We start from the raw sequence: 24,911 nt of genomic DNA on the forward strand, positions 1-24,911 counted from the left end.
ACGCCGAAGCGGAGCTTCGGCTATGGCGCCGGATGAGGGGTTGTCTCCGAGAAACGCTGTCGCGAGAGAATCACACGCCGAGAGAACCTCTCACCCGTCTCGCCGCTTCGCGGCGATCCACCCTCTCCCACAAGGGAAGAGGGGTTCACCTCATTTGCCGCAACAGCCTCAGCGAAGATTGCCGCAGAAACGCTGGATGCGCTTGCAGGCGTCTTCGAGGTCCGAGGTTTTGGTCGCGTAGGAGATGCGGAAGGCCGGGCCGAGGCCGAAGGCCGAGCCCTGCACCACGGCGACGCCTTCGGTCTCCAGGAGCTCGGTGACGAAGTCCTCGTCATTGCCGATCACCTTGCCCGACGGCGCGGTCTTGCCGATCGTGCCGGCGCAGGACGGGTAGACGTAAAAAGCGCCCTCGGGACGCGGGCACTCGATGCCCTTGGCCTGGTTGAGCATGGAGACGACGAGGTCGCGCCGCTCCTTGAACACCTTGTTGTTGGCGGGGATGAAGTCCTGCGGACCGTTCAGCGCTTCCACCGCCGCCCATTGCGCAATCGAGGAGGGATTCGAGGTCGATTGCGACTGGATCGTCGCCATCGCCTTGATCAGTTGCGCGGGGCCGCCGGCATAGCCGATGCGCCAGCCGGTCATGCAATACGCCTTCGACACACCGTTCACGGTGAGCGTGCGATCGTAGAGTTTCGGTTCGACCTGCGCGACGGTGGTGAACTGGAAGTCGTCATAGACGAGGTGTTCGTACATGTCGTCGGTCATCACCCAGACATGCGGATGCTTGAGCAGCACATCGGTGAGCGCCTTCAGCTCGGCCCTGGTGTAGGCCGCGCCGGTCGGGTTCGACGGCGAGCACAGGATGACCCATTTGGTCTTCGGCGTGATCGCGCGCTCGAGCGCGTCGGCCTGGAGCTTGAAGCCTGTCGCGGCGGTGCAGACCACCGGCACCGGCTCGCCGCCGGCGAGCGCCACCATCTCGGGATAGCTGACCCAATACGGTGCTGGAATGATCACCTCGTCGCCCGGATTGATGGTCGCCATCAGCGCGTTGTAGAGCACCTGCTTGCCGCCGGTGCCGACGATGATCTGGTTCGGCTTGTAGGTGACACCGTTCTCGCGCTGAAACTTCGCGATGATGGCGTCCTTCAGCTCGGGAATGCCGTCGACCGCGGTGTACTTGGTCTTGCCGGCTTCGATGGCGTGGATCGCCGCCAGCTTGATGTTGGCGGGCGTGTCGAAGTCGGGCTCGCCGGCACCGAGGCCGATGACGTTGCGGCCCGCCGCTTTCAGCGCGCGTGCTTTGTCCGTGACCGCGATGGTCGCGGACGGCTTCACACGGTCGAGCGCAGCGGCAAGGAAGGACATCGTCATCATCTCCTGACAAGCGTCGTGAAGCCTTTCGCCTCGCGACCTGGATTGTGGGAATGAGCCACCCTAAAACGTGCGCCGCTGCGCCGCAAGAAACTTCGCCCGAATCCCGGAAAAGTTTGCGGATCCGGAGCGGTTCAAGGCGCGATTTCCCGCAATTTTCCGCAACTTTGCCGGCTAAACCCCTCATATCAGGCAAGGCCTGTCCTCGGAGCAATTTTGCGTGTTTTGAGTGAGGTTCTTCCCCCGTCATGGCCGGGCTTGTCCCGGCCATCCACGTCTGGCCACGCAGCACGAAGAACGTGGATGCCCGGGACAAGCCCGGGCATGACGACGCGGCTCCGCATTGACGTACACGTGATCTGATTTGCATCGTCGCGCGAAAATGATCTTCCGCGTCATTGCAGTGCGGTAGGGTTTTCGAGTTTTTCTATCGGCTGGCTCTTGCGGCAGATTCGCATCGGCATCATTGTTTATCCGCCTCGGGACAGCGAGCGCCGCGTCATCCCGTCCTCGGATTCGAACCGCAGAATGTACAAGCTCTATTCGATGCAACGTTCGGGCAACAGCTACAAGGTCCGCCTTGCGCTGGCGCTGCTCAACTTGCCCTACGAAGCCGTCGAGGTCGACATTCTGCGCGGCGAGAGCCGCACGCCGGACTTCCTCGCCAAGAACCCGTCGGGGCAGGTGCCGTTGCTCGAGGTCGGCGAGAATCGCTATCTCGCCGAGTCCAATGCCATCCTCTGGTACGTCGCCGTCGGCACGCCGCTCGCGCCCGAGAACCGCATCGACCGCGCCGAGGCGCTGCAATGGATGTTCTTCGAGCAGCACGCGCTCGAGCCGAATATCGGCGCCGCCTATTTCTGGCTGTCGCTGGTCAAGGGCGGCCGCGATCTCCAGACCCATTCCCTGGAGGACTGGATGGAGCGCGGTTATGGCGCGCTTCAGGTGATGGAGAACCATCTCAAGACCAACGCCTATTTCGCCGCGCGCCAACTCACGGTCGCCGACATCGCGCTATACGGCTACACCCATCTAGCCGACCGCTGCGACTTCGACCTCTCCACCTTCCCGGCGATCCGGGACTGGCTGCAGCGCGTCGAAGCGTCGCCCGGCTTCGTGGCGATGGACTGGCGCGCAGCCGACGTCGACGACCACGCCAGCATCGCGGCGGGCGCCTGACGGCTATCCGCTCAGGCGAATAGCGGGCATAAGGGCTGTCTTTGCCGCAATCCCGCCATTTTCGGCACGGCAACCGCCGCAATATTGCCGGTTGAAACTGGGACTTTCCGGAAAGTCGCGGGTGATTCGCTCGCGTGTTGAAGGATTTAGACCATGATTCGGGCGTCCGGCACGGCAGGCTTTCAAAGCCCACCCGCTACCGTCGCGTCTTCCCGGCTTACCCAGGCGGTCGCGGCCTCGCTTGCCGTCGCCGCGCTCTCGCTGTGCCTGATCGTCACCCTGACTGTGCTGTCGACCAAGGCGACCATGGCGATGGGATTGCCGGTCTGATTCCCGTTTCATCCTGGACCAGCCTTCAGGGCGCCGTGAGGCCCGCGCCGACCGGCATCGCGACGGGACGTCGATGAAATCACCTGTGGTCATCGTTGCAATCACCCTGACTGCGGCCATCCTGGTCGCGGCGTCGCTGTTGATCATCGTCGGCACGCGCAAGGGCACAGGCACGTCGACGCTGAATGCGCCGGCGCTGCAACAGCGCGTCAAGCACGCGCACTTGGTCTAAAATCATCCGAAAGCCTTAAGCTTGCGCGCAGGCCCAGCTTAAGCACACCGCACGAAACTGCATCGCGGTCGCGCAACAATCAGTCAGTGTTGCGGCCTTACCTCGTTCGGGAGGAGCGAGACTGGTCCATGCGGTTCGGATGGCGTGCGATCTCCGGTCCGGCGCTGACGGCAGCGTCCCTGCTGCTGATGATGCTGCTCGATCGCGTGATCCCCGCCCCCTCACCTGCGCCGCTGTTCGTTGGCATCGTTGCGCTCGCCGGTGCGCTGTCGGGCCTCGTCCCCGCCATGATCACCGCAGCAGCCGCGGTGCTCTGCGCGGCGCTGCTGTTTCTGCACCGGCACGGCGTGTCCTACGTCGCCGCGGATCTGATCCGGCTCGGCCTCCTGGCCATGATCGCCGCCGTCACCGCTGGCGTGACCGGCCTGATGCGCCAGCGGCTGCTCGGCACGTTCGCGGCGGAGCGCCGCAGCCACGCCATCGCCACGCGGCTTTCGGCCGCGCTGGACCGGGTCGATATCGGCATTGTGCTGCTCGATGCCGAGACCCGGGCCGAATTCATCAACCGCGCGTTCCGCGATTACTTCGCGGTGCCGGACGACATCGCCGACGGCAAGCCGCCCTTCATTGCGCTGATGTATCACGGCCGCGACACCGGCGCGTTCGAATTGCCGGAGGACGAGCTCGGCACCTTCATCGCGCAGCGCATGGAGATGGTGCGGGTCGGCGATGCCACGCCGATCAACATCAAAATGCGCAACGGCGAGGTGCTGCGCTTTGTCTGCACCGCGTTGCCCGATGGCGGGCGGATGCTGAGCTACACCCCGGTGACCGACCTCGTGCGCCACACCGACGCGCCGGCGCAGGCCGACTATTACCGCTCGCTGCGCGATCCCGCCGGCCGCAAGCTGATCGGGCATCTGCGCGTCGCGGAGTGACGCGACTCCGCGATTGATCGGCAATGCCGTCATCACGTATGAAGAATCTCGCTTCGTCGCGCAGCTCCGAAACTTGCGGAAATCCACATGTCCCTCACCATTCGCCCGGTCGTCCGGCAGGACTACGATCAATGGCTGCCGCTGTGGGACGGCTATAACGCCTTCTACGGCCGCTCGGGCCCGACGGCGCTCGCGCCCGAGATCACGCGCATGACGTGGCAGCGCTTCTTCGACGCCTATGAGCCGATGCACGCGCTGGTCGCCGAGAGCGACGGCCGCCTGCTCGGGCTGACGCACTATCTGTTTCATCGCAGCACCACCGCGATCGAACCGTCCTGCTATTTGCAGGACCTGTTCACGTCCGAGGCCGCGCGCGGCAGAGGCGTCGGCTCGGCGCTGATCCATGGCGTCTACGAGCGGGCAAAGCTCGCGGGTTCGCCGCGGGTCTACTGGCAAACGCACGAGACCAACCTCACCGCGCAGCGCCTCTACGACAAAGTCGCGGAGCGCTCCAGATTCATCGTCTATCGCAAGGTGTTCTGAGCCTGCCGGCGTCGCCTGTGGATAACTTCGCCTGTCACTGGCGCGTAACATAGCCGGCCTACGCTGTCCCTGCGTCTGGTCAGGCCCCCCGTCACCGATCAAGCGCCCAAGCGGTCCCCGTCAGTCGCCGCGTCTGACAGGGGCCGCATTTTTTTGTCCGGGGTTGTCTGCATGGCAGCAGCGCAGGCATCGGCTTGCCGATGCGCCGCGCGGTGGTCACAATGCGACGCTGCTCATCTGACAGGATCTCCCATGGAAATTCGCAATCTCGGCGCCTCCGGCCTTCGCGTGTCTGCGGTCGGGCTCGGCTGCAACAATTTCGGCCAGCGCACAGATCTGGAGACTTCGCGCAAGGTGATCCATCGCGCGCTCGATCTCGGCATCACGCTGTTCGACACCGCCGACATCTATGCCGGGATGGGCGGCTCGGAAACGGTGCTCGGCACCGTGCTCGGCGACCGCCGCAAGGACATCGTGCTCGCCACCAAATATGCCAAGCCGATGGCGACCGACGGCACCAGGCAGGGCGCCTCGCGCCGCTACATCATGGATGCGGTCGAGGCCAGCCTGAGGCGGCTCAAGACCGATTACATCGACCTCTACCAGCAGCACGACTACGACCCGCTGACGCCGATGGAAGAGACCTTGCGTGCGCTCGACGACCTCATCCGGCAGGGCAAGGTGCGCTACATCGGCAACTCCAACTTCCCGGCCTGGCGGATCGCGGAAGCCGAGTTCACCGCACGCGCGATGAATGCCAGCCGCTTCGTCTCCTGCCAGGACGAATACTCACTGCTGGTGCGCGACATCGAGAAGGACCTGCTGCCGGCGGCGCAAGAGTACAGGCTCGGCCTGCTGCCGTTCTTCCCGCTCGCGAGCGGCCTGCTGACGGGCAAGTACCAGCGCGGCGCGGCGGCCCCCGCCGACACGCGCTTCGCCAAGGCGCCGGCGCTGCGCGACCGTTACGTCACGCCGCGCAACGAGGACATGGTCGAGAAGCTCCAGGCCTTCGCCAAGGCGCACGGCCGCTCGATGCTGGAGCTCGCCTTCTCCTGGCTCGCCGCGCGCCCGCAGGTGTCGAGCGTGATCGCAGGCGCCACGCGCGTCGAGCAGATCGAGGAGAACGTGAAGGCGATCGCCTGGAAGCTTAGCGCGGATGAGATGGCGGAGATCGACAAGATCACCCTGGCTGAGCGCTGCGCGCGCTAGTTCGCGCCGCGCCCGACCGTCTGCACCACCTCGAAGCCCTCGAACTGGGGATGGCCGAGATAAAGCGGCTTGTTGTCTCCCGCCTTGTGATGCGCCGCGCGAAACGCCTCCGACTTGGTCCAGGCCTCGAACGCGGCGTGGTTCGCCCACACGGTGTGGGAGGCGTAGAGCGTGTGGTCCTCGAGCTCGGGGCCCTTCAGCAGATGGAATTCGACGAAGCCCGGAACCTTGTCGAGATGGCTGTCGCGCGAAAGCCAGACCTGCTCGAAAGCAGCCTCGGAGCCCTTGGCGACGCGGAAACGGTTCATGGCGATGTACATGGTGGTCTCTCCTGATGCTCGGCCCATCATGTCGTCATTCCGGGATGCGCCGCAAGGCGCAGGTCTGACGTCCTAGGCCACCAGCCCCTTCATCGGCCGTGCTGCCGCGCTATCCGGAAATACCGTCTCCGCTAGCACGCGCTCGGACAGGCCGAACTGGTCCTGCAGCACGCCCTTGATGACGGAGCGCAGATCCGTGGTCGGCTTGAGGTCGCGGCCCTCGTACAAGCTCGCAAGCTTGAGGCCCGGCCAGTTGGCGATGACGCGCCCGCCCTTCACCGCGCCGCCGGCGAGCAGCGCGACGGTGCCGGTGCCGTGGTCGGTGCCGTCGGTGCCGTTGATGCGCGCGGTGCGGCCGAACTCGGTGACGACGACGACGACGCTGTCGCGCCAGCGCGCGGCGAGCCCGCTCTCGAATTCTGCCAGCGCGCCGTCGAGCCCGCCGAGCAGGAAGGCGAGACGCCCCACCGGACCGCCTTCATTGGCATGCGTGTCCCAGCCGTCGAAGGCGAGCGCGGCGATGCGCGGGCCATCATCGGCCGCCATCAGTTTCGCAGCGCCGCGCGCCACCTGTCGCATCTGTGCGGCGGCGTTGCCGCGTGTCGCCTTCATGTCGTCGCCGCTCGCGGCCTTGTCGAGCTGGAGGCCTTGCGACAACGCGGAGGCCAAAGCGGGATCGCGATGACGGTAGAGCTCGACGAGGCGCATCGCGGTGTCGTCATCGGCCTGCGGCAGCGCGACCGGCGCCCAGCCGACGGTCGGCGCATTGCCGCGCAGCACCAGCGGCGTGGTGGGGCCGACCGCAAGGCCACTCGTTACCCGCTCGCCGCGCGGCAGCGCTTCCAGCGCGCGGTTGAGCCAGCCGGACTGCACGCGGCCAGGGCCGGCATAGCCGCTTTCGAGCACGTCCTGGCCGTCGAAATGCGAGCGGTCGCGATAGGGCGTCGCGACCGCGTGGACGACTGCAGCCTGCCTGTCGCGGTACATGCGCGCAAATTCCGGCATGGCCGGATGCAGCGCGAAGAAGCCGTCGAGCATGACCGCGGGATGCGCACCGTCGCAGTGAGCGCGATCGAGCCGTGCAGGCCGGCATAATCGGGATCGCCGATCGGTGCGACGGTCGCAAGGCCGTCCAGCGCCCCGCGCAGGATCACCACGATCAATCGCGGATCGCGCCCGTCGGCCGCGCGGGCGAATTTCGGCAGGTAAGCCCAGGCGGCAAAAGAGACGCCACCGAGCAGCAGGTGACGGCGCGAGGTGAGGAGTCGGTTCTCGACGCAGTCGATCATCATCATCTCCTCTGCATTTCCGGCGACATCAGCAGCAGCGCCAACGCCTGCTGCCGCGACTCCGCGCGCGCGACGGTCCGCCGCGTCTCGGTCGAGGCCGCATCGGCAGCTGCGAACTCCAGCAGGTCGAGCGGATCGATGTTGTTGCCGAGGCGCGCGCCGATCTGCGCGGCGATGTCGAGCCTGAGCTTCATGCCCTCGGGTGCGGCCCAGGCGGCATTGCTGTCGGGAAAGCCGTTGGGGCCCGGCGGCGCCCATAACGGTTGCCCGAGCAGGTTGAGGCCGTTGAGATAGCGGCTCGGATCCTCCGGCACGCGCGCGAGCAGCCTGCCGCTGGCGACCAGGAACTCGTAAGGGCTGCGCATCTTGGTCAGCGGCGCGCGCCAGGCCTCGTCGGAATCGACCAGCGCCGACGCGAGCGCCTTGAGATCGCCGTCGGTCTTGACGAAGACATCGCGCAGGCGTGCCACCAGCGCCGGCGGCGGATCATCGGCGACGAAGTGACGGACGAATTTGGTGGCGATGAAATTCGCGGTCGCGGGATGCCGCGCGAGATCGGCGAGCGCGGCTTCGCCCTGGGCGAGCCCGGTGGCCTCATAGGTCTTGCCGAGCAGGATCTGGGACCCGGGCTGATGCGCATTGGCGTTGAAGACAAAGGAGCCGGGAGGGCCGAGCTGGCCCTGCCGCCCGGCAAAGGCCCAGCCGGTGATGATGCGCGCGAGCGAGGTGACGTCGCCTTGCGTGTAGCCGCCGCCGACGCCGAGCGTATGCAGCTCCATGATCTCGCGCGCCAGATTTTCGTTGAGCCCGCGCTTGCGGTTCTGCCCGGCGCGCGAATCCGGCCCGAGCGATTGCTGGTTGTCGAGGAAGAACAGCATCGCCGGATGCTGCTCCACCGCCTTCAGCATGTCGGCGAAGCGCCCGAGCACGTGCGGCCGGATCGCCTCGCGCTCGAACGCGCCCGCCCAGATCCGCGCCAGCTCGCCTTTGCTGGCGGAAATGCAGAAATGGTTGGACCAGAACGTGACCAGACGCTCGGCGAAGCCGCATTCGGCCAGCGTGGCGCGCTGCAGCCGCGCGAGCGCCTCGGCGCGAAACGTCTTTTGAATCACGTTGAGCGGCTGCGGTGCGGGCTTTGCGGCTGGCGGCGCGGCCATATTCGGCTGCATGGCGTCGCGCTTCGCCGCAGTGTCGGCGGGCTTCGTCTCCGCCATCTGGCCGGTGATCTCCGCCGCAGCGTTGAGCGAGAGATTACGGCGCAGCGCGGGCTTCTGGTCGGCCGGCACTTCGGCAGGCGCAGCAGCCCTCGCAGCCTCGCGCGCCTGCCTGACCTCGTCCTGATAGGCAAACACGGCCTGCCCGAGCTGCGGCGTCGATTGCAGGCCCGGCGCTTCCAGCAGCACGCCGCTCGCACGCGCGAGCTCTGCCTTCACGAAGCCGCGCGGGTCGGAGCTTGCATTGACGAGATCACCCGATGCACCGCCGCGGGCGCCAAAGCCGAAGCGGTTGAGCGCGACGAGGGCGGCTTGCGTGTCGCGGGCCATCAATTTGTCCTTGGCGCGTTGGAGCCGCTTTCCTGATACGGGTGCGGCGCGTAATATACCGCAGCGACAAATGAACCCGACATGAAAATGACGGCGAAGCTTCGGCGTAGATCATGACACATCCGAAAGAATCCGCGTTGCAGCAACCACGCCGCCTCGCCTGCTCCCGCTGCGGCACCGAATTCGGCTGCGACCTCTCGGGCAATTGCTGGTGCGCGGAGGAGACGGCAAAACTGCCGATGCCGCTCGCGGGCGAGGATTGCCTGTGCCGCGAGTGCTTGAGGAAAGCGGCGGCGGAGGCCGTGTCGTAGGGTGGGGCAAAGCGGAAGCGTGCCCACGTCTTCCTTCGTATCACTGAGCGATGGTGGGCACGGCGCTTTGCGCCTTGCTCACCTTGCGAAACTACGCAGCTTATACCTCATGCCCCGGCGACTTCCGCGCCATGCCGTCGAACGCATCGAGGAGTCTTTCGCGCCAGGCATAGACCGGATCGTCCGCCTGCAGCAGCTTGAAGGGGCTGACCACACGCGCCCATTGGAAACCGCCGAACACGATGTAATCGGCATAGTCCGGCGCATTCCCGCCGATGAAGGGCTGCGTCTTGAACGTTTGGCGCATCACCTCGAGCGACTTGCGGAACGCGACCACGCCGGCGTCGCGGCTCGCCTGGACCTCTTCCAGGCTCCTGCCGCCGAAGCGCGCCTCGCGCGACTTGCGGAAATAGGCGGCGTCGACCTCGGCGAGGTTGTTCGGGATATCGGCGACGATCAACGGAAAGATGCCGCCGACGATGGCGATGTCGCCCCATGCGTTGATCATGCGCGCCATGGCGCGGCCGCCCTCGCCGCCGAAGAGGGACGGGCGATCCGGAAAATTGTCTTCCAGATAATTCGCGATAGTTCAGGAATCGACCACGGCCTTGCCGTCGTGCAGCAGCACCGGCACCTTGTCCGAGCCGTGCGGCGCGATCGCGCTCTTCTCGGTGAAGCGCCAGGGCAGCGACTCCGCCGCAAGGCCCTTGTGCGCCAGCGCCATCCGCGTGCGCCAGCAATACGGGCTGAAGGGGCGCGTAGAGTCAGTGCCGACGAGTTCGTAGAGCTTGAGCGACATGAAGGGTCTTTCTGCCAGACCCTCAGCCTGAGGAGCGCGGAACGCGCGTCTCGAAGAATGAAGGCCCGATCTCGGCCTCGCCCTTCGAGACGCGCGCAAGATGCGCGCTCCCCAGGGTGAGGGTCTCCTATTCTGGATGGCTTCGCTTGCGCCCGCAATGACGATGTGGAGAGAGGTCCACACACCAATATCCATCGTCGTGCCCCGCGAAGGCGGGGCATCCAGTACGCCGCGGCAGTCGTGTAACACGCCACCGCTGGTGATTACTGGATCATCCGCCTTCGCGGATGATGACAGCGAGGACGGGGGGAGAGGCGAAGAACTACCGCCCGTTCGTGCGCAGCAACCTCTCGCCGTCTTCCGTCACCGCGATCACCAGACCGAGGCCTGGCCGCGTCTCGCGCGAAACGAGCCCGCGGTCCGCGGCATCCTCCCAGATGGTGAGGCGTGGGCACGAGGTCTTCCAGGTCGCGACCACCTCGGCATAGGCGCGTGGCTCGCGCGCGACCCATTCGACGAAGTCCAGCACCAGCGGATCGGCGGTCTTGCTCATGGCAAACCTCCCTTGTCGAAGGCGGCCAGGACCGGGGCACGAAGCAGGAGCCAGCCGCCATAGGCGATGTAGTAGCAGGCGATGGTGGTGATCAGCCTGTTCGACCAGGCCAGGAATTGCTGATCGGTCATCGCCTCGAGGATACGCCGTGCCAGCGTGGTGCCGAGCATCGAGGCGAAAATGGCGACGCCGGCGAGTACGGGATCGAGGCCTGCGGCCTGGTCGATGATGCCGCCGAAATAGAGGAGCTTGGTGAAGTGGCTGACGAGCTGGCACATCGCCTTGGTCGCCACCTTCTCGCGCCGGCCGAAATCGCCGCCGAGGAAGAAGGTGTCGAGCAGCGGGCCGGAGACGCCGGTCATCAGCATCAGGCCCATGCAGATCGTGCCGTACACTGTGCCCTGCCAGAGACGGTCGGGATCGGGCTTGATGTTCGCCGGCAGGAGCCGCGCCATGAACGGCGTGATGCCGAGCAGCAGCAGCGCCACCGGCTTGTCCGGCACGTAGCGGGTGAGCGACCAGGCCGCGAGCGCGACGGCGGCGCCGACCATGTAGTTCGCGACCGGCCGCCAGCGGATATGCGCCCGCCACAAGAAGGCGCGCCAGCCGTTCGAGGCCATCTGCGTGATCGCGTGCAGCACCATCGCGGTCGGCAGCGGCATCAGGGCCAACAGCACACCGATCAGAACCAGCCCGCCCGCCATGCCGAACAGCCCCGACAGGAAGGCGGTGGCCACCATCAGCAATCCGAGGGCCGCGATCATGAGGGGTGTCACGCGCAGGATCTCCAGGGTGGGTCAGGGGAGCGGGCAGCTAAGGTGAACGTGCCTCGCTTGCCCCCACTCCGCAAACTGAGTTATCTTGCCCTGCATCAGCTTTCCTGAGGGTCAGGCATTTGCGGCGGCTGCTGTTTCTTAACGGCATCAAGGCGTTCGAGGCGGCGGCGCGGACCGGCAGCTTTGCCGCGGCCGGGCTGGAGCTGAGCGTGTCGGCGGCCGCGGTGAGCCGCATGGTGCACCTGCTCGAAGAGCGGCTCGGCGTCGCGCTGTTCGAGCGCAAGGCCAACCGCCTGGTGTTGACGCAGGCCGGCCGCGCCTATCAGAGCGGGCTGACGCCGATCTTCGATGCGCTGGCGAGCCTCACCGCCCAGGTGACGGCACCGGCGAGCGTGCGGGTGCTCACCATCGGCGTCGGCCATACTTTTGCGATGCGCTGGCTGATCCCGCGCCTGTCGGAGTTTCGCAGCGAGGAGCCCGACATCGAAGTGCGCTTCACCACCGGGGGCGCGGCGGTGCCGTTCGGCGAGGACTGGAGCTGCGGCATCAAGCTCGGCACCGGCGACTGGCCCGGCCTCGTCGCCGAGCCGCTGTTCGCTGGCGATCTCACGCCGGTCTGCGTGCCGCGGCTTGCGAGCGGCCTGAAGCGCCCGGCCGACCTCAAGTCTCCGAGTCTGATCCGCGTCGCGCATTCGCCCGAGGACTGGCCGATCTGGCTGAAGGCCGCGAACCTCGCCCGCATCGGCGCGCGCGGACCCGAGTTCCAGTTCTACGGTCAGGCGCTGCAGGCCGCCGCCGACGGGCTCGGCATCGCCATGGGCATCCGCCCCTACATCGACGACGATCTGGCGGCCGGCCGGCTGGTGGCACCATTCGATCTCTCGGTGCCCAAGGGCATGCGCTGGTACCTGGTCTATCGCAGCTTCCAGACCGAGCAGCGCGACTTCGCCGCGTTCCGCCGCTGGATCATGCGGGTGGCGTCGGAACCCGCGGCACGCCCGCGGCGGACCGGCCGCGCTGCGGCCCGGAGCTGAAGCCCCGGGTTCCGCGGCAACCCGGCTTTGCGACAAAAAGCCGGCCGTTTGTGAACCGCTTCACATCCCGCATTCCGCAAATGTGGTCTCCTGACTCTCCGAAAAGAAACGTGGGACCTACACTGATGACGACCCTTTACGACGGCTTTGACATCGAATCCTTCGAAGCTGGCAAAGGCCTTTGGCACGCGCGGATCCGCCGCGCCGATCTCAGCCCGGTGGCGATCGACGGCGTGCTGTTTCCTGCCATGGAAGTCGGGTTTGCCTGGCCCGACCGCGATGCCGCGATTGCCGACGCCAAGCACCACATCGACCGCTTCCGCCGGCGGGCCGAGGAGGAGGACGAATAGGCGAGCAGTCTGCGGGGCCGACAGGGGCGCCAAAACGGGGGGAAACCAATCCATGTCCACCATCACCGACATCGACGCGGCACGGCCACGGATCTATGCCCGCGCGGTGCTGTCCAACTGCCCGGAATGCGACGGCGATCTCGACGTGCTCAGCGTGATCGGCGGCCGTGCTGGATGCGAGTACTGGGCCTTGCGCTGCAACGATTGCGGCGACATCCATCTCGACATCCTCGAGCCGAATGTCACGGCCGAGAATGACGCGGGGCCGACGCCGGCGGCGTGAGCCGCGGGCTGCTGCCAATCTGCTGTCAGCAGCCTCCACGGAGGCGGCCATTCGCCCTTTATTGCGGGGCGGACTCATCCCATATTCGCGGGATGGCGAAGAAACCTGCTCCCCCCGCAAAATCCCCGAAGACCAAGGCTCCGAACTCGAAAGCGCATCGCCCCGATGTGCAGCCGATCGGACCGGCGCTGGCCGAGCTGCTCAATCCCGCGATCAATCGCGGCGACGCGGGCCTGGGGTCGGGCACCGGGCTGCAGCCGCCGCCGGACAATTCGCGCGACCGCCGCGCGGGAGGCGAGGCCGCCGCGCATCGCGCGCGCGCTTCGACGCCGAAGGAGTTCCCGCAGGATACCGCGCGGCCGATGCCGCTGCGGCCCAATCCGCAGCCGCCGGGCGCCCGTCAGTCCAGTGAGCTTGCAGGACTGGAGGAGGCGCCGCAGGCCAATTACGGCACGGCCGCCACGATCCCGACGCTCGATCCGGAACTGGCGCGGCAGCTCGGACTGCCGACCGAGGAGGACGACGCCGAGGCGCTGGCGCGCCCGCCGCGGAGCAAGATGGAGGCGCTCGGCGTCAAGGCCACGGCGGATGCGCTGGAATCGCTGATCCGCGAGGGCCGGCCGGAGTTCCGCAAGGGCGACGGGTCTATGAAGGTGTGGACACCGCACCGGCCGCCGCGCCCGGAAAAGTCCGAGGGCGGCGTCCGCTTCGAGATCAAGTCGTCCTACGAGCCCAGGGGCGACCAGCCGACCGCGATCGCCGAGCTGGTCGAGGGCATCAACCGCAACGACCGCTCGCAGGTGCTGCTCGGCGTCACCGGCTCGGGCAAGACCTACACCATGGCCAAGGTGATCGAGGCGACGCAGCGCCCCGCCCTGATCCTGGCGCCGAACAAGACGCTGGCCGCCCAGCTCTATGGCGAGTTCAAGAGTTTCTTTCCCGACAACGCCGTCGAATATTTCGTCAGCTACTACGACTACTACCAGCCCGAGGCCTACGTCCCGCGCACCGACACCTATATCGAGAAGGATTCCTCGATCAACGAGCAGATCGACCGCATGCGCCATTCGGCGACGCGCGCGCTGCTCGAGCGCGACGACGTCATCATCGTGGCGTCGGTGTCCTGCATCTACGGTATCGGCTCGGTCGAGACCTACACCGCGATGACCTTCGCGCTGAAGAAGGGCGAGCGCATCGACCAGCGCCAGCTGATCGCCGACCTCGTGGCGCTGCAGTACAAGCGCACCCAGGCCGATTTCACGCGCGGCACGTTTCGCGTGCGCGGCGACGTCATCGACATCTTCCCGGCGCACTATGAGGACCGCGCCTGGCGCGTTAACCTGTTCGGCGACACCATCGAGGCGATCGAGGAATTCGACCCGCTCACCGGCCACAAGCAGGACGAGCTCGAATTCATCAAGATGTACGCAAATTCGCACTATGTGACTCCGCGGCCGACGCTGGTGCAGGCAATCAAGTCGATCAAATCAGAGTTGAAGCAGCGGCTGGACCAGCTGCACGACCAGGGACGCCTGCTCGAAGCGCAGCGGCTGGAGCAGCGCACCACGTTCGACCTCGAGATGATGGAGGCGACCGGAAGCTGCGCCGGCATCGAGAACTATTCGCGATATCTCACGGGTCGCCGCCCCGGCGAGCCGCCGCCGACGCTGTTTGAATACGTGCCCGACAACGCGCTGATCTTCGCCGACGAAAGCCACGTCACCGTTCCGCAGATCGGGGCCATGTTCCGCGGCGACTTCCGCCGCAAGGCGACGCTGGCCGAATACGGCTTCCGCCTGCCCTCCTGCATGGACAACCGCCCGCTCCGGTTCGAGGAGTGGGACATGATGCGGCCGCAGACCGTCGCGGTGTCGGCGACGCCGGGCAGCTGGGAGCTGAACGAGAGTGGCGGCGTGTTCGTCGAGCAGGTCATTCGTCCGACCGGGCTGATCGATCCGCCCGTCGACATCCGCCCGGCGCGCACGCAGGTCGACGATCTCGTCGGCGAGGTCCGCGCGACAGCACAAGCGGGCTATCGCTCCCTAATCACGGTTCTTACCAAACGCATGGCCGAGGACCTCACCGAATATCTGCACGAGCAGGGCATTCGCGTCCGCTACATGCACAGCGACATCGACACCATCGAGCGCATCGAGATCATCCGCGATTTGCGCTTGGGTGCATTCGACGCGCTTGTCGGCATCAACCTGCTCCGCGAAGGCCTCGACATCCCCGAATGCGCGCTGGTCGCGATCCTCGATGCTGATAAGGAAGGCTTTCTGCGCAGCGAGACCTCGCTGATCCAGACCATCGGCCGCGCCGCACGCAACGTCGACGGCAAGGTGATCCTCTATGCCGACCAGATGACGGGGTCGATGGAGCGCGCCATCGCCGAGACCAACCGCCGCCGCGAGAAGCAGGTCGAGTACAACACCGCCAACGGCATCACGCCGGAGAGTGTGAAGAAGCAGATCGGCGACATCCTCAACTCGGTCTACGAGCGCGACCACGTGCTGATCGAGGTCGGCGGACATGACATGACCGACGACGTCATCTCGATCGGCCACAATTTCGAGGCCGTGCTCGCCGATCTCGAGACACGGATGCGCGAGGCCGCCGCCGACCTGAACTTCGAGGAGGCCGCCCGCCTGCGCGACGAAGTCAAGCGCCTGCGCGCGACCGAACTCGCCGTGGTGGACGATCCCACGGCCAAGCAGCGCATCGTGCAGGGCAAGGCCGGCGCCTATGCCGGCACGAAGAAGTACGGCGATGCCGCCAATTTGCCCGTCAGCGCCATGAAAAAGAAAACGGTTAGCTCGGCGCTGAAGGCGAGCGGCGGCGGCTCCGGCTCGAAGGTGCACAAGCCGCATCTCGACGAGATGCACGGCCCGGAATCGCTGCCCTATCGCGAGAAGCCGACGCTGCCGGCAAAGCCGTTCGGCGGAAACAGCCGGATCATCCAGCCGACGGATTCGCGGCAGTCGGGGCCGGAGTTCGGCCCCGCGCCGAAGTCGACGGGTGGGATGCCGGGGCGACGCGGGGGATGGAAGAAGAGGTAAGCGCGGCCACGCCTGTCATTGCCGCTCGTCGCTATGGATTCTCAGATGCGCAATTGCGCGTCATAGCTCGTCTCTGCGGCGTCCCGGAATGACGGCGAAGAGCCTACCCCCTCACCCCACGCTCGCGGTCACCACGGCCATCACCGACAGCAGCAGCACGATCGTCACGAGTTGCAGCGAGGCGACCGGGTGGGTGCGCCACGCCGTGATCTTGTCGGACAGCGACAGATGGGCCTCGAAGAATTTCGGCTCGTAGACGGTCTTGAACAAATGCGGGAAGCGCGGGCCCAGCGTCACCGCGATCAATGCGTGGGTGAACGAGGCGAAGGCGACGAAGATGGCGACGCCGGGATCGCCGGAGAGGTCGTGGTCGCCGGCGAGCTTGAGCAGGAAGGCTGCAGCGGCGAAGGTCGGGAAACTCTGGAGGGTCGCGGTCAGCGCGAGGCCTTCGAGCGCGTTGTGCAGGCGGGACTTTCTCGTGGCGGCGATGGTGGCCATGGCACGTCTCCTGATGACATGCGGATGACGGTAGGTGCGCTGCCGGTGGGGCGATGTGAGATGGGTCACGCGAGGCGGCGGTCCGGGACTTCGCCTTTCCCGCAAGCGGCAGGGCAATCGCATACGACTTGTGGCGATGGCCTTCGTGCACGCCTCGTCCTTCGAGACGGCGCTGACGCGCCTCCTCAGGATGAGGCTAATCAGCGTCAGTGCCCGTTGAGACTGCTGCCGCGCGCACCGCCCTCATCCTGAGGAGCCCGCTCAAAGCGGGCGTCTCGAAGGATGGCCGCAGGGAAGCATTCGCAAATGCGATAGCCCTGCCGCGAGCGGGCAAGAGAGACCACGGCGCGGTTCCATCCCTCTGCGTCAAGCTGAGATTGCGCGTTGCTCCATGCGCGTTGCGCGCCAGGCGCTAATTTCGTGCAGTCCTTCCGCAACTCGTGATTGCACCGCCATGAACCGGTCATTGCGCTCGGACGTCAAAACATCTGCAACCTCCCTGTGTTCTTGCGGGTTGCCGATGCGTGACCCATCGCGTTAGCCTTGTGCAACGCCACAGGAACCAAAAAGGACGGGCGGAATGACGGTGGAGAAGCTGAATCGCCAGCGTGTCGTGCATCTGCTCGAGGCCTTCGCGCGCGGCGATATCGAGACGGCGCTGTCCTGCTGCACCGAGGACGTCGACTTTCTCACCCATGCGCCGATCGACGTGCTGCCGCACATGGTGCCGCGCCACGGCAAGCAGGAGCTGCGCGAGCTCTGGCAGACGATCTGGTCGCGCTATTCGGAAGTTCGCTACAAGGCGCCGCACATCGTCGCCGAGGGCGAGGTCGTCGCGACCTACGTGCAGGTCTATTTCAAGAAGCGCAGCAACGGCCGCATCGTGCAGTTCGACATGGCGGTGTTCTACACGTTCCGCGGCGGTCTGGTGGCGGAGATCCGCGAGATCACCGATTCCTACGACCTGGCGCAGCAGGTGCTGGAGCGCGAGATCGGGCCGTTGATCACGGGCGCGCGGACCTTTCCGGACTGAGCCCCTCCAGCCCACGCGCTAGTTGGGCGTCGCCCGGGCGGGTGGCTTGGCATCTTTCGCTTCCGGCGGCCGCTTGGCGGACACAGTCCCCTTGGGAGCGGCGGGCTGCGGCGACGGCGCGACCGGCCCCGACTGTCCGACGTTGACCGATAGCCCGAACAGCCGCCACTGGCCGTTCACCGGCTCGTACAGCAGCTCGAAATTCACCTGCGACGGCACCGATGGAAAGAAACCCGCCATCCGCATCATCCCGGTCGGCTCGATCTGCGGCAGCAGGCTGAGCTGGGGATCGATCACGGCGACGCCAGCCAGGTCGAGCTTGTCGTTGCGCTGAGACGCGAAGATCTCGGCCAGACGCGCCGCGGTGTTTGCGGCCTGAAATCCCGGGGCGCCGAGATCGCGCAGGACCGTGTAATTGCCCGACTTGTTGGCGTGGTCGAGCGCCAGCAGCGTCGACCTCACCAGCATCAGGACGCCGTTGCGGTCGATATTGGCCGGCTTTGCCGCAGGCTGTGCGGGTTGAGCCAGCACGGCCCACCCCATCGACATCAGGAGGACGAGCGCGATGCCTGCGCCTCGCGCTCGCCTTTGGAAGACGTTTCCAGTCACAGCAGCAAAGCCCCACGATTTACTTGCGCCTGCGCGCCAAGCGTCGGCCCCAGCCTCTCGCAACTCTATATCAGCGCGCTTTCGCCGAACAAAACCCGTCGCCGCCGCCCGATGGTCTCAGCGGGCAAGTCGCTGGGCCAGGGAAGCAAGTGACTGTGTTTGGCAAGTCACACTCTCCGAACCATTGGAGCACGGCAACGCCGCCGCGGTTTCAGACGCGGGAACATGGATTAGCCTTCCCGAGGAAACGTACTGGAGTAATACTCGTGTTGATTGCCAAATTTTCCCGACATGTTGCGACTTTGCGAAGCTGGTCTCCGCTTGCACTCGCGTGCGCGCTACCGCTGCTTGTAAGCGTCTTTGGTTTGATTGATCCTGCCGCGGCTCAGGCCGTTTGCGGCGTGAGCGCCAATGGCGGCGAGCCTCAGAGCGGCCAGAGTTCGCTCGCCACCAACGTCCACGATACGGCGTGCGGGTTTGGAGCTCTTGCCGCCGGCGCAACTTCCGGCATCTCCGGCGGAGCCACGGCGTTCGGCTATGGCGCCTTCGCCGTCGGAGAGAACTCGACCACTGTCGGGAGTTTCGGAGGGACCGCTGCCAACGTGGCCGGCGTCACCAGTATCGGCGCCAATGCCAATTCGACCACCGGCCTCGTCGGGATCTACTCGACGGCGATCGGTGCCGGATCCGATCCGAGCGCGCTCCTCGAGGTGCTGTCCCGCGGCAACTACAGCGTCGCCATTGGTGGCGGCGACGGCGTCGGCGCCACGCCGGCGCGATCCCAGGGGACGCGCAGCGTGGCGATCGGCGGAAGCACCGCCGCCAACAGCACAGACTCCACCGTGGTCGGGTCCAACTCCACCGTGACCGGCAACAACAGCGGCTCTTTCGGCACCGGCAATACGATCAACGGCACGTCCAGCATCGCGAACGGCAGCAGCAATTCGATCACGGGCGGCAGCAGCGGCGCCTTCGGCACCTCGAACACCGTCAATGCCAACGGCAGTTACGCGATCGGCGTCTCCAATACCGTCACCGGGCCCCGCGCCATCGCGGTCGGCATCTTCACGACCGTGCTCGGCGACAGTGCGGCCGGCGTCGGCGACACGGCCACCGCCTCGGGCCGGATCGCCAGCGCGTTCGGCGCCCTCGCCAATGCTGGCGGCCTCTTCGGAAACGAGGGCACCACGGCGCTCGGAAGCGGCGCCCAGGCGGGCACTGGAGCATCCGGCCAGACCTACGCCACCGCGATCGGCGGCAATGCGCAGGCGCAAGGGGCGAATGCGGTCGCGATCGGGGGCAATATCGGCAGCGGGGCCGGCTTCGCCGCCTATGCGTCAGCGAGCAACGCCGTCGCGATCGGCAACGGCTCGCAAGCAACGGGCACGAATGCGGTCGCACAGGGCAGCGGTGCGGTCGCCAGCGGGAACGGCGCCGTTGCGCTCGGCACGGGCGCGCAGGCGACGGCCGTCAACGCGATCGCCCAGGGCAACGGCGCCGTCGCCAGCGGCGCCAATGCGATCGCGGTGGGAACAGGCGCCGTCGCCACCGGCTCCGTCGCGGTCGGAAATGCCGCCCAGGCCGCCAATGGCGGCGCCGCATTCGGCGACTTTGCGGTGGCGACCGGCGGTACGGCTAACGTGTCGTCGTCGACCGCTCTCGGCAATTCGGCCGTGGCCACGACGGCCAATGCCGTTGCGGTCGGCCAGAGCGCCACGGTCGCAGCCGTCGGCGGTACGGCCCTTGGCGCGGGCGCCGTCGTGCAGGCGGCGGCCACGAATGCCGTGGCCATCGGCACGGGCTCAGTCGCAGCTGCTGCGAACACGGTGTCGGTGGGATCAGCAGGCAATGAACGTCGCGTCGTCAACGTGGCCGCCGGCATTGCGCCGACTGACGCCGTCAATGTCAGCCAGCTCAACGGCATCACGTCCGGCTTCCAGAGCCAGCTTAGCGGGCTGCAGAGCCAGATCACGACCAACCAGCTCGAGGCGCGCCGCGGTATTGCGGCCACGGCGGCTCTTGCCGTCGCCGCCACGCCGTCCGGCCCCGGCCGCACCACGGTCTCGCTCAACACCGGCTTCTTCCAGGGGCAGACCGGCGTCGGCGTCGCCGTCGCCCACCGTCTCAGCCTCTCTTCGGCCATGCCGCTGATGGTGCAAGGCAGCTTCGCGAATGCCGGCGGGATGAACGTCGGCCGCGCCGGGGTGGCGGTGGAGTTTTAGGACCATTGTGGCCCGGTCTTTCGTCGATGGGCCGGGGAAATACGGGGTTCCGTTGCAAATCCCACAAAGCCCGCTCAATGCTGCATTGCGAAAACGTGAATTGCGTTTTGGCCGAATGGCACTACATTGTTCGTATACAAATGAATTGTGATCGCCCCGGCGCCTCGATTGTGCATGGGGTCGTTTTTCGTTTTCGCAAGCCAGCTTCAGGACTGCCCCAAATGACAGAGCACAGCCTCTGGCGTTTCTCGCGCGCGTTGCACCGCGCGATCAACGACCGGCATTTCGAGGACATCGAAGCGCTCATCGACGAGGACGTCGAGTGGGCGCTCTACGGCCCGATCGACATGTTTCCGTTCCTCGGCGCGCGCCAGGGCAAGGCGGCCGTGCTCGACGTCGTCCGTCAGCTCGCCGACAATTTCCACGTTCGCCGCTTCGACCGCGAGAGCATCATGCTCGGCGTCGACTCCGCCGCCTCGATGCTGCGCTATTCGTTGACGGCGCTCGACTCCAACAAGCCCATCAGCCTGCGCGTCGCGCAGTTCGCCCGGTTCAGGGCGGGCAAGCTCGTCAGCATGCGCGTGCTGATCGACACCTTCGACCTCGTCGAGCAGGCACTCGGCCGCGCGATTCATCTGCCGAAGATGACCCGCGTCGGCTGACGTATGATCGGGACTAAGTGCGACGCGGTCTGAGAAGACCACGCGCAGACAACACCTGAAGCGCGATGACGATCATCGCGCTTCAGGGGGGACGCCAACGGGCCCCGCTTGTCGGGACCGGTGACGAGGCGATCGCGACGTCCTGGCCTCCAGCCCCGCCGGATGCCGTCGCATCACAAACCCGTCATCGGGCGCGCGCCTTTCGCGCGGCCCGTTGGTTCGCGCCCATTGAGAACCGCCACAATTCCGTAAAGATGGATCAGCATCCTGTGAGCGGAATGGCGCATGGCCGCACGCCGATGTATGTTGTCGGCAAGCATGCGCTGGGGTTCGCGGGCAGGACGATGGAATTCTCGACAGGGTTTGGCTGGACCAGGCTGCCATTGCTGGCGGCTGCATTCATTCTCGGCTCGGTGCTGACGTTACAGGCGCAGATCATTCCGCCCGCGTCGGCCGCGCCTGACGACGAGGCCGAGATCGAGGCGGCCGAGGCTCCCGACGCGAACGACCCCGACGTGCTCAAGGGCATCGATGTCGACAAGCTCGACTGGAGCCAGCTCGCAGTCGATGCCGGCACCGGCATCGACCCCATGGCCGCCAAAAAGCGCGCCCAGGCCGCCGCCAAGGAAGGCCTGGACTGGTCCTCGAACTCCAATGCCAACGGCTCCTCGGCGGTGACGGTGAAGCAATCCGTGTTCTCATTCTGGGATACCCGTGTCGGCGCCGACATGACGGTGGCGAGCGAGCCCAGGACGATGTCCGAGCTGCTGGCGCAGAAGGCCACCAATGGCGGCAGCCTGCCGCAATCCTCCGGCAGCGCCTGGGCCACGGCGACCGCACCGGGCGCGGGCGCGATCTGGGACAAGACCGCGGTGGAAGCCCGGGTCGATCCCGGCGCCGAGCACAGCAAGATCGGGGCATCGCTGACCAAATCGGTGCCGCTGTCCGGCGACACGTCGCTGACGCTCCAGAACGGCTACAGCGTCAACCAGCAGGGCACCACGGCTGTCCCCGGCATCGGCGGCCACATCACGCGCAATTACGAGACAGACCAGACCGCCAAGCTCACCCTCACCGACACCGGCACCAGCGTCACCGCCGGCCAGACATTGTCGACCACCGACGACAAATGGCTGCGGAAGTTCGGCGCCGAGCAGAAGCTGTTCGACAACGTCACGGTGTCAGGCTCGGTCGGCGAAACCGCGCAAGGCGCGCTCAACAAGAGCGTGACGGCCGGCTTCAAGAAGAGCTGGTAACGCGAAGGGCGCGCTCCTCACCATGAGGGATGGATTTGGTGCGCGCAGCGCCGTTCATACTCTCCTAACCATAAGCCACGGCAAAACCCCCGAATCGTCCGCCCTTGCCGTATCTCGGCCAAGTTGCGGTCAAAATCCGGCGCCCTAGTCGGATTACCGAATTCGTCGTGCGGGGGACACTCGCGCTGCGCTCAACGCGAAAAGGGGAACAACGATGAACGCCATGCGTCCCGAAAAGATCGAGACCACCGAGACCGAGACGGTCGACACCAACCTTGCCGCCGTGACCGAGGTCGAGGCCGGCATCCGCGATTTCGTGCGCAACGACATCGCCTATCTGCGCCGCCCGGCAGCCGCCACGACCGATGCGCCGCCGCTCGACCCGAGCGCGGAAGCCACCGTCAACAACGTCAACTCGCTGATCCAGCGCGTCGCCGGCACCTCGCTTGCCGAGATCGAGAACCTGGTCTCCGAGCTCGAGAGCCTGCGCGACCTGCTGCACGCCGAAGGCCAGCGCGTCCAGCGCGAGATCTCCGGCTACGCCCAGCTCAGCCAGGCCGCGATGAAGTCGACCCGCATGATCGCCGACAATGTCGCGCAGTGGAAGCGCGCCGCCGACGGCCTGCGCAACAGCTGACCGCCGCGAACAGCATCATTGGCCGCCGCGCTTCCGGACGGGAGCGCGGCGGTTTTGATTCGTGCGGGGGCACGCAAGCGTTTCTCCGACCCGGGTGTCATCACCCGCGTAGGCGGGTGATCGAGTGTTCCACCAGCGCCGGTCATTGAATCGAGAGGCCGCGGCGTACTGCATTCCCCGCCTGCGCGGGGAATGACAGCGGAGAATGTGGAGTGGCCAACAGCCACCTTTGAACCCATCACCCCTCACCGGCGACCAAAGGCCGAGCGCCCGCAGCCTCTGCGGCCGGGCTTGGGGGACATCTCATGGAAAGCATTCGGCCCGACACCACGGACCCGATCCCGTTGCGGCCCGCGCCGAATCAGCTGGGCACGATCATGTTGCGCTTTGTCGGCCTGCTTGCGATTGCGGTCGCGGTGCTGGCGTTCGTCTATAGCCGCTGAGGCGGGCCTGCCCCCGGGACGTTAACAATTCCTTACCGGTCCGCTTCCACCGTCGAGGCTTCCAGGGTGTAGCCGCCATCGGCATAGCCCTTCACCACCATGCCGGCGACCAGCATCACCGCGAGCGTCGCGGTGGCGAAGATGAATCCAACGAATTTGAGTGCGCCGCGGTCTGCCATGGTCCTCGTCCCCTGTCTCTGCCTGTTCGTTTCAAATACGCAGCGACAGGTTCATAATTAGTTAGCAACTCACTGGTTCCGCCGAACTGCGTCGGGGCAACCATGTTGCGCAGGCTTATGGCAGGCACCCGGAATCGCGTCCATAGCGCGCGGGCAACACTCGCGCAGTCATTTGACCGTTCATCTTGGAACGGCTCTAGGCGCTCTTCGCGCGCATCGGAACGAAGGCCGAGGCGGTGATGGAATAGACTTCCTCGCCGCGCTGATTGGTGCCGGTGGTGCGCGCGGTCAAGATGCCCCAGCCGGGGCGCGAGGCGGATGTGCGCTTGTCGACGACGACGTTGACGTAGGCGACGGTGTCGCCGGCGAGCACCGGCCTGATCCAGCGCAGATCGCGAAAGCCCGGCGACGGGCCCCACACGGCAACCTCCTCGCCGCGCGCTGCGGCTTCGCGCGCCAGGCGCTGGCCATCGGCGACAAGCAGGCTCATGCAGGCGGAGCCGACATGCCAGCCGGAGGCGGCGAGCCCGCCGAACAGCGAGTTCTTGCCTTCCTCCTCATCGAGGTGAAAGCGCTGCGGATCGAACTTGGCGGCAAAGGTCTTGATGGCCTCCGCCGTGAACATGTAGCTGCCGATCTCGCGGCGCTGGCCGATCGCGATGTCTTCGAAGAAGCGCATCAGGCCGCTCCCTCGCGCCGCTTGATCAGGATCGGCGAGGTCATCTCGGCAAGCGCCTGCCCCGCTGCGTTACGCGCGGTGCATTTGAACTTGACGATGCCGAGCTCCGGCCGGCTCTTCGAGCCACGCGCCTCCAGCACGTCGACGTCGAGCGTGAGATCGTCTCCGGGGCGCAGCGGCGACAACCAGCGCACCTCGTCGACGCCGGGCGAGCCGAGCGAAGCGGCGCGGGTGATGAAACCGTCGGCCATCATCCGCATCATCAGCGAGCAGAGATGCCAGCCCGAGCCGGACAGGCCGCGCAGCATGCTCTTGGCTGCCGCCTCCTCGTCGAGATGCATCGGCTGCGGATCGAACTCGGCGGCAAAGGCCAATATCTCGTCGCGGGTGACGTGGCGCGGGCCGAACGTGCCGAACCGGCCGGGCGGGAAATCTTCGAAGGTCAGGGTCATCTTTGGAAAGCTTTGAGGAATGACAGATTGTGGCCGCACTTTGCGGCAATCTCAACCCGCCGGCCCGCATGGCACGTGCTACATATCAGGCGGCGGCTTTGGCCTTGAGTCGCAT

27 protein-coding genes and 2 pseudogenes are annotated in these 24,911 nt (G+C 66.2%); 17 read left to right on the plus strand and 12 right to left on the minus strand.

Translation table 11 applies throughout. The annotated features are described in order from the left end of the window. Positions 1-168 precede the first annotated feature (168 nt). A complete protein-coding gene (locus AC3WLX_RS30585) occupies positions 169-1,371 on the minus strand; it encodes a pyridoxal phosphate-dependent aminotransferase (protein WP_492338731.1) in 1,203 nt (400 codons plus the stop codon). 534 nt (positions 1,372-1,905) lie between these two features. Here AC3WLX_RS30585 and AC3WLX_RS30590 point away from each other — a divergent pair. The 6 genes from AC3WLX_RS30590 to AC3WLX_RS30615 all read left to right on the plus strand — a co-directional run bounded on the left by AC3WLX_RS30590 (position 1,906) and on the right by AC3WLX_RS30615 (position 5,808). Then, positions 1,906-2,556 carry a glutathione S-transferase family protein gene (locus AC3WLX_RS30590; RefSeq protein ID WP_291627121.1) on the plus strand — a complete coding sequence of 217 codons (651 nt, stop codon included), beginning with the start codon at positions 1,906-1,908 and terminating at the stop codon, positions 2,554-2,556. 153 nt (positions 2,557-2,709) lie between these two features. Next, complete coding sequence (locus AC3WLX_RS30595; RefSeq protein ID WP_291627123.1) at positions 2,710-2,886, plus strand: hypothetical protein; 177 nt, start codon at positions 2,710-2,712, stop codon at positions 2,884-2,886. A gap of 73 nt (positions 2,887-2,959) precedes the next feature. Further along, entirely contained in the window at positions 2,960-3,118 is a 159-nt protein-coding gene (locus AC3WLX_RS30600) for a hypothetical protein (protein ID WP_492338732.1), read from the plus strand. A 128-nt stretch (positions 3,119-3,246) separates the two neighbouring features. After that, positions 3,247-4,056: a PAS-domain containing protein gene (locus AC3WLX_RS30605; RefSeq protein WP_492338733.1), complete on the plus strand. Its 810-nt coding sequence runs from the start codon at positions 3,247-3,249 to the stop codon at positions 4,054-4,056. 87 nt (positions 4,057-4,143) lie between these two features. Then, on the plus strand, positions 4,144-4,599 hold the full coding sequence (locus tag AC3WLX_RS30610) for a GNAT family N-acetyltransferase (protein WP_492338734.1): 456 nt from the start codon (positions 4,144-4,146) through the stop codon (positions 4,597-4,599). A 252-nt stretch (positions 4,600-4,851) separates the two neighbouring features. Next, entirely contained in the window at positions 4,852-5,808 is a 957-nt protein-coding gene (locus AC3WLX_RS30615; RefSeq protein ID WP_492338735.1) for an aldo/keto reductase, read from the plus strand. Here AC3WLX_RS30615 and hmuQ read toward each other — a convergent pair. From hmuQ to AC3WLX_RS30630, 3 genes and pseudogenes are all read right to left on the minus strand, one after another. Further along, the gene (hmuQ, locus tag AC3WLX_RS30620) at positions 5,805-6,128 is read right to left on the minus strand and encodes a heme-degrading protein HmuQ (protein WP_291627133.1); all 324 of its coding nucleotides are present in this window, start codon (positions 6,126-6,128) and stop codon (positions 5,805-5,807) included. The genes AC3WLX_RS30615 and hmuQ overlap by 4 nt on opposite strands. A gap of 72 nt (positions 6,129-6,200) precedes the next feature. Beyond that, a pseudogene (locus AC3WLX_RS30625) lies at positions 6,201-7,417 on the minus strand (DUF1501 domain-containing protein). Between the two features lie 2 nt (positions 7,418-7,419). After that, positions 7,420-8,961 (minus strand): DUF1800 domain-containing protein, encoded by a 1,542-nt coding sequence (locus tag AC3WLX_RS30630; protein WP_492338736.1) that lies wholly within the window; start codon positions 8,959-8,961, stop codon positions 7,420-7,422. A 113-nt stretch (positions 8,962-9,074) separates the two neighbouring features. Here AC3WLX_RS30630 and AC3WLX_RS30635 point away from each other — a divergent pair, with 113 nt between their 5' ends. Beyond that, a complete protein-coding gene (locus AC3WLX_RS30635; RefSeq protein ID WP_492338737.1) occupies positions 9,075-9,272 on the plus strand; it encodes a cysteine-rich CWC family protein in 198 nt (65 codons plus the stop codon). A 100-nt stretch (positions 9,273-9,372) separates the two neighbouring features. Here the strand turns inward: AC3WLX_RS30635 and AC3WLX_RS30640 are convergent. The 3 genes and pseudogenes from AC3WLX_RS30640 to AC3WLX_RS30650 form a co-directional block, all read right to left on the minus strand. Continuing rightward, positions 9,373-10,071 (minus strand): annotated as a pseudogene (locus AC3WLX_RS30640) (glutathione S-transferase family protein). Positions 10,072-10,393: 322 nt separating this feature from the next. Next, positions 10,394-10,624, minus strand: coding sequence for a hypothetical protein (locus AC3WLX_RS30645; RefSeq protein ID WP_492338738.1), 231 nt, complete (start codon positions 10,622-10,624; stop codon positions 10,394-10,396). Then, positions 10,621-11,400: a sulfite exporter TauE/SafE family protein gene (locus tag AC3WLX_RS30650; protein WP_291628179.1), complete on the minus strand. Its 780-nt coding sequence runs from the start codon at positions 11,398-11,400 to the stop codon at positions 10,621-10,623. Before AC3WLX_RS30650 ends, AC3WLX_RS30645 begins: the two co-directional genes overlap by 4 nt. A gap of 119 nt (positions 11,401-11,519) precedes the next feature. On the opposite strand from AC3WLX_RS30650, the gene AC3WLX_RS30655 reads away from it, so the two are divergent. From AC3WLX_RS30655 to uvrB, 4 genes are all read left to right on the plus strand, one after another. Then, the gene (locus AC3WLX_RS30655; protein WP_492338739.1) at positions 11,520-12,434 is read left to right on the plus strand and encodes a LysR substrate-binding domain-containing protein; all 915 of its coding nucleotides are present in this window, start codon (positions 11,520-11,522) and stop codon (positions 12,432-12,434) included. Between the two features lie 125 nt (positions 12,435-12,559). Then, complete coding sequence (locus AC3WLX_RS30660) at positions 12,560-12,784, plus strand: hypothetical protein (RefSeq protein WP_291628183.1); 225 nt, start codon at positions 12,560-12,562, stop codon at positions 12,782-12,784. Positions 12,785-12,836: 52 nt separating this feature from the next. Further along, a complete protein-coding gene (locus tag AC3WLX_RS30665) occupies positions 12,837-13,067 on the plus strand; it encodes a hypothetical protein (protein WP_291628185.1) in 231 nt (76 codons plus the stop codon). 92 nt (positions 13,068-13,159) lie between these two features. Continuing rightward, positions 13,160-16,126, plus strand: a complete 2,967-nt coding sequence (uvrB, locus tag AC3WLX_RS30670) for an excinuclease ABC subunit UvrB (RefSeq protein WP_492338740.1) — start codon at positions 13,160-13,162, stop codon at positions 16,124-16,126. 111 nt (positions 16,127-16,237) lie between these two features. On the opposite strand, the gene AC3WLX_RS30675 is transcribed toward uvrB, so the two are convergent. Further along, the gene (locus AC3WLX_RS30675; RefSeq protein WP_291630725.1) at positions 16,238-16,624 is read right to left on the minus strand and encodes a hypothetical protein; all 387 of its coding nucleotides are present in this window, start codon (positions 16,622-16,624) and stop codon (positions 16,238-16,240) included. A gap of 580 nt (positions 16,625-17,204) precedes the next feature. Between AC3WLX_RS30675 and AC3WLX_RS30680 the strand changes: the two genes are divergently transcribed. Then, entirely contained in the window at positions 17,205-17,657 is a 453-nt protein-coding gene (locus AC3WLX_RS30680; RefSeq protein WP_492338741.1) for a nuclear transport factor 2 family protein, read from the plus strand. A gap of 18 nt (positions 17,658-17,675) precedes the next feature. On the opposite strand, the gene AC3WLX_RS30685 is transcribed toward AC3WLX_RS30680, so the two are convergent. Next, positions 17,676-18,206 carry a hypothetical protein gene (locus AC3WLX_RS30685; protein WP_492338742.1) on the minus strand — a complete coding sequence of 177 codons (531 nt, stop codon included), beginning with the start codon at positions 18,204-18,206 and terminating at the stop codon, positions 17,676-17,678. 425 nt (positions 18,207-18,631) lie between these two features. Between AC3WLX_RS30685 and AC3WLX_RS30690 the strand changes: the two genes are divergently transcribed. The 5 genes from AC3WLX_RS30690 to AC3WLX_RS30710 all read left to right on the plus strand — a co-directional run bounded on the left by AC3WLX_RS30690 (position 18,632) and on the right by AC3WLX_RS30710 (position 23,486). Next, entirely contained in the window at positions 18,632-20,488 is a 1,857-nt protein-coding gene (locus tag AC3WLX_RS30690) for a YadA family autotransporter adhesin (protein WP_492338743.1), read from the plus strand. A 221-nt stretch (positions 20,489-20,709) separates the two neighbouring features. Continuing rightward, positions 20,710-21,150: a nuclear transport factor 2 family protein gene (locus AC3WLX_RS30695; protein ID WP_492338744.1), complete on the plus strand. Its 441-nt coding sequence runs from the start codon at positions 20,710-20,712 to the stop codon at positions 21,148-21,150. 344 nt (positions 21,151-21,494) lie between these two features. Then, positions 21,495-22,406, plus strand: coding sequence for a hypothetical protein (locus AC3WLX_RS30700; protein WP_492338889.1), 912 nt, complete (start codon positions 21,495-21,497; stop codon positions 22,404-22,406). Between the two features lie 214 nt (positions 22,407-22,620). Continuing rightward, positions 22,621-23,043 (plus strand): hypothetical protein, encoded by a 423-nt coding sequence (locus AC3WLX_RS30705; protein ID WP_291627245.1) that lies wholly within the window; start codon positions 22,621-22,623, stop codon positions 23,041-23,043. Positions 23,044-23,348: 305 nt separating this feature from the next. Then, complete coding sequence (locus AC3WLX_RS30710; protein ID WP_492338745.1) at positions 23,349-23,486, plus strand: hypothetical protein; 138 nt, start codon at positions 23,349-23,351, stop codon at positions 23,484-23,486. A 32-nt stretch (positions 23,487-23,518) separates the two neighbouring features. On the opposite strand, the gene AC3WLX_RS30715 is transcribed toward AC3WLX_RS30710, so the two are convergent. From AC3WLX_RS30715 to AC3WLX_RS30725, 3 genes are all read right to left on the minus strand, one after another. Beyond that, complete coding sequence (locus tag AC3WLX_RS30715) at positions 23,519-23,665, minus strand: hypothetical protein (protein WP_212341797.1); 147 nt, start codon at positions 23,663-23,665, stop codon at positions 23,519-23,521. Between the two features lie 196 nt (positions 23,666-23,861). Continuing rightward, positions 23,862-24,344, minus strand: coding sequence for a MaoC family dehydratase (locus tag AC3WLX_RS30720; RefSeq protein WP_492338746.1), 483 nt, complete (start codon positions 24,342-24,344; stop codon positions 23,862-23,864). Then, complete coding sequence (locus tag AC3WLX_RS30725; protein ID WP_291627237.1) at positions 24,344-24,796, minus strand: MaoC family dehydratase; 453 nt, start codon at positions 24,794-24,796, stop codon at positions 24,344-24,346. Before AC3WLX_RS30725 ends, AC3WLX_RS30720 begins: the two co-directional genes overlap by 1 nt. Positions 24,797-24,911 lie beyond the last annotated feature (115 nt).

The organism is Bradyrhizobium sp. FW305-F6 (assembly GCF_058782905.1).

Coding starts and splice junctions, on each gene's coding strand:
- AC3WLX_RS30585 (WP_492338731.1), bottom strand. CDS start 1,371: ATGTCCTTCCTTGCCGCTGCGCTCGACCGTGTGAAGCCGTCCGCGACC.
- AC3WLX_RS30590 (WP_291627121.1), top strand. CDS start 1,906: ATGTACAAGCTCTATTCGATGCAACGTTCGGGCAACAGCTACAAGGTC.
- AC3WLX_RS30595 (WP_291627123.1), top strand. CDS start 2,710: ATGATTCGGGCGTCCGGCACGGCAGGCTTTCAAAGCCCACCCGCTACC.
- AC3WLX_RS30600 (WP_492338732.1), top strand. CDS start 2,960: ATGAAATCACCTGTGGTCATCGTTGCAATCACCCTGACTGCGGCCATC.
- AC3WLX_RS30605 (WP_492338733.1), top strand. CDS start 3,247: ATGCGGTTCGGATGGCGTGCGATCTCCGGTCCGGCGCTGACGGCAGCG.
- AC3WLX_RS30610 (WP_492338734.1), top strand. CDS start 4,144: ATGTCCCTCACCATTCGCCCGGTCGTCCGGCAGGACTACGATCAATGG.
- AC3WLX_RS30615 (WP_492338735.1), top strand. CDS start 4,852: ATGGAAATTCGCAATCTCGGCGCCTCCGGCCTTCGCGTGTCTGCGGTC.
- hmuQ (WP_291627133.1), bottom strand. CDS start 6,128: ATGTACATCGCCATGAACCGTTTCCGCGTCGCCAAGGGCTCCGAGGCT.
- AC3WLX_RS30630 (WP_492338736.1), bottom strand. CDS start 8,961: ATGGCCCGCGACACGCAAGCCGCCCTCGTCGCGCTCAACCGCTTCGGC.
- AC3WLX_RS30635 (WP_492338737.1), top strand. CDS start 9,075: ATGACACATCCGAAAGAATCCGCGTTGCAGCAACCACGCCGCCTCGCC.
- AC3WLX_RS30645 (WP_492338738.1), bottom strand. CDS start 10,624: ATGAGCAAGACCGCCGATCCGCTGGTGCTGGACTTCGTCGAATGGGTC.
- AC3WLX_RS30660 (WP_291628183.1), top strand. CDS start 12,560: ATGACGACCCTTTACGACGGCTTTGACATCGAATCCTTCGAAGCTGGC.
- AC3WLX_RS30665 (WP_291628185.1), top strand. CDS start 12,837: ATGTCCACCATCACCGACATCGACGCGGCACGGCCACGGATCTATGCC.
- uvrB (WP_492338740.1), top strand. CDS start 13,160: ATGGCGAAGAAACCTGCTCCCCCCGCAAAATCCCCGAAGACCAAGGCT.
- AC3WLX_RS30675 (WP_291630725.1), bottom strand. CDS start 16,624: ATGGCCACCATCGCCGCCACGAGAAAGTCCCGCCTGCACAACGCGCTC.
- AC3WLX_RS30680 (WP_492338741.1), top strand. CDS start 17,205: ATGACGGTGGAGAAGCTGAATCGCCAGCGTGTCGTGCATCTGCTCGAG.
- AC3WLX_RS30685 (WP_492338742.1), bottom strand. CDS start 18,206: ATGTCGATGGGGTGGGCCGTGCTGGCTCAACCCGCACAGCCTGCGGCA.
- AC3WLX_RS30695 (WP_492338744.1), top strand. CDS start 20,710: ATGACAGAGCACAGCCTCTGGCGTTTCTCGCGCGCGTTGCACCGCGCG.
- AC3WLX_RS30700 (WP_492338889.1), top strand. CDS start 21,495: ATGGAATTCTCGACAGGGTTTGGCTGGACCAGGCTGCCATTGCTGGCG.
- AC3WLX_RS30705 (WP_291627245.1), top strand. CDS start 22,621: ATGAACGCCATGCGTCCCGAAAAGATCGAGACCACCGAGACCGAGACG.
- AC3WLX_RS30710 (WP_492338745.1), top strand. CDS start 23,349: ATGGAAAGCATTCGGCCCGACACCACGGACCCGATCCCGTTGCGGCCC.
- AC3WLX_RS30715 (WP_212341797.1), bottom strand. CDS start 23,665: ATGGCAGACCGCGGCGCACTCAAATTCGTTGGATTCATCTTCGCCACC.
- AC3WLX_RS30720 (WP_492338746.1), bottom strand. CDS start 24,344: ATGCGCTTCTTCGAAGACATCGCGATCGGCCAGCGCCGCGAGATCGGC.
- AC3WLX_RS30725 (WP_291627237.1), bottom strand. CDS start 24,796: ATGACCCTGACCTTCGAAGATTTCCCGCCCGGCCGGTTCGGCACGTTC.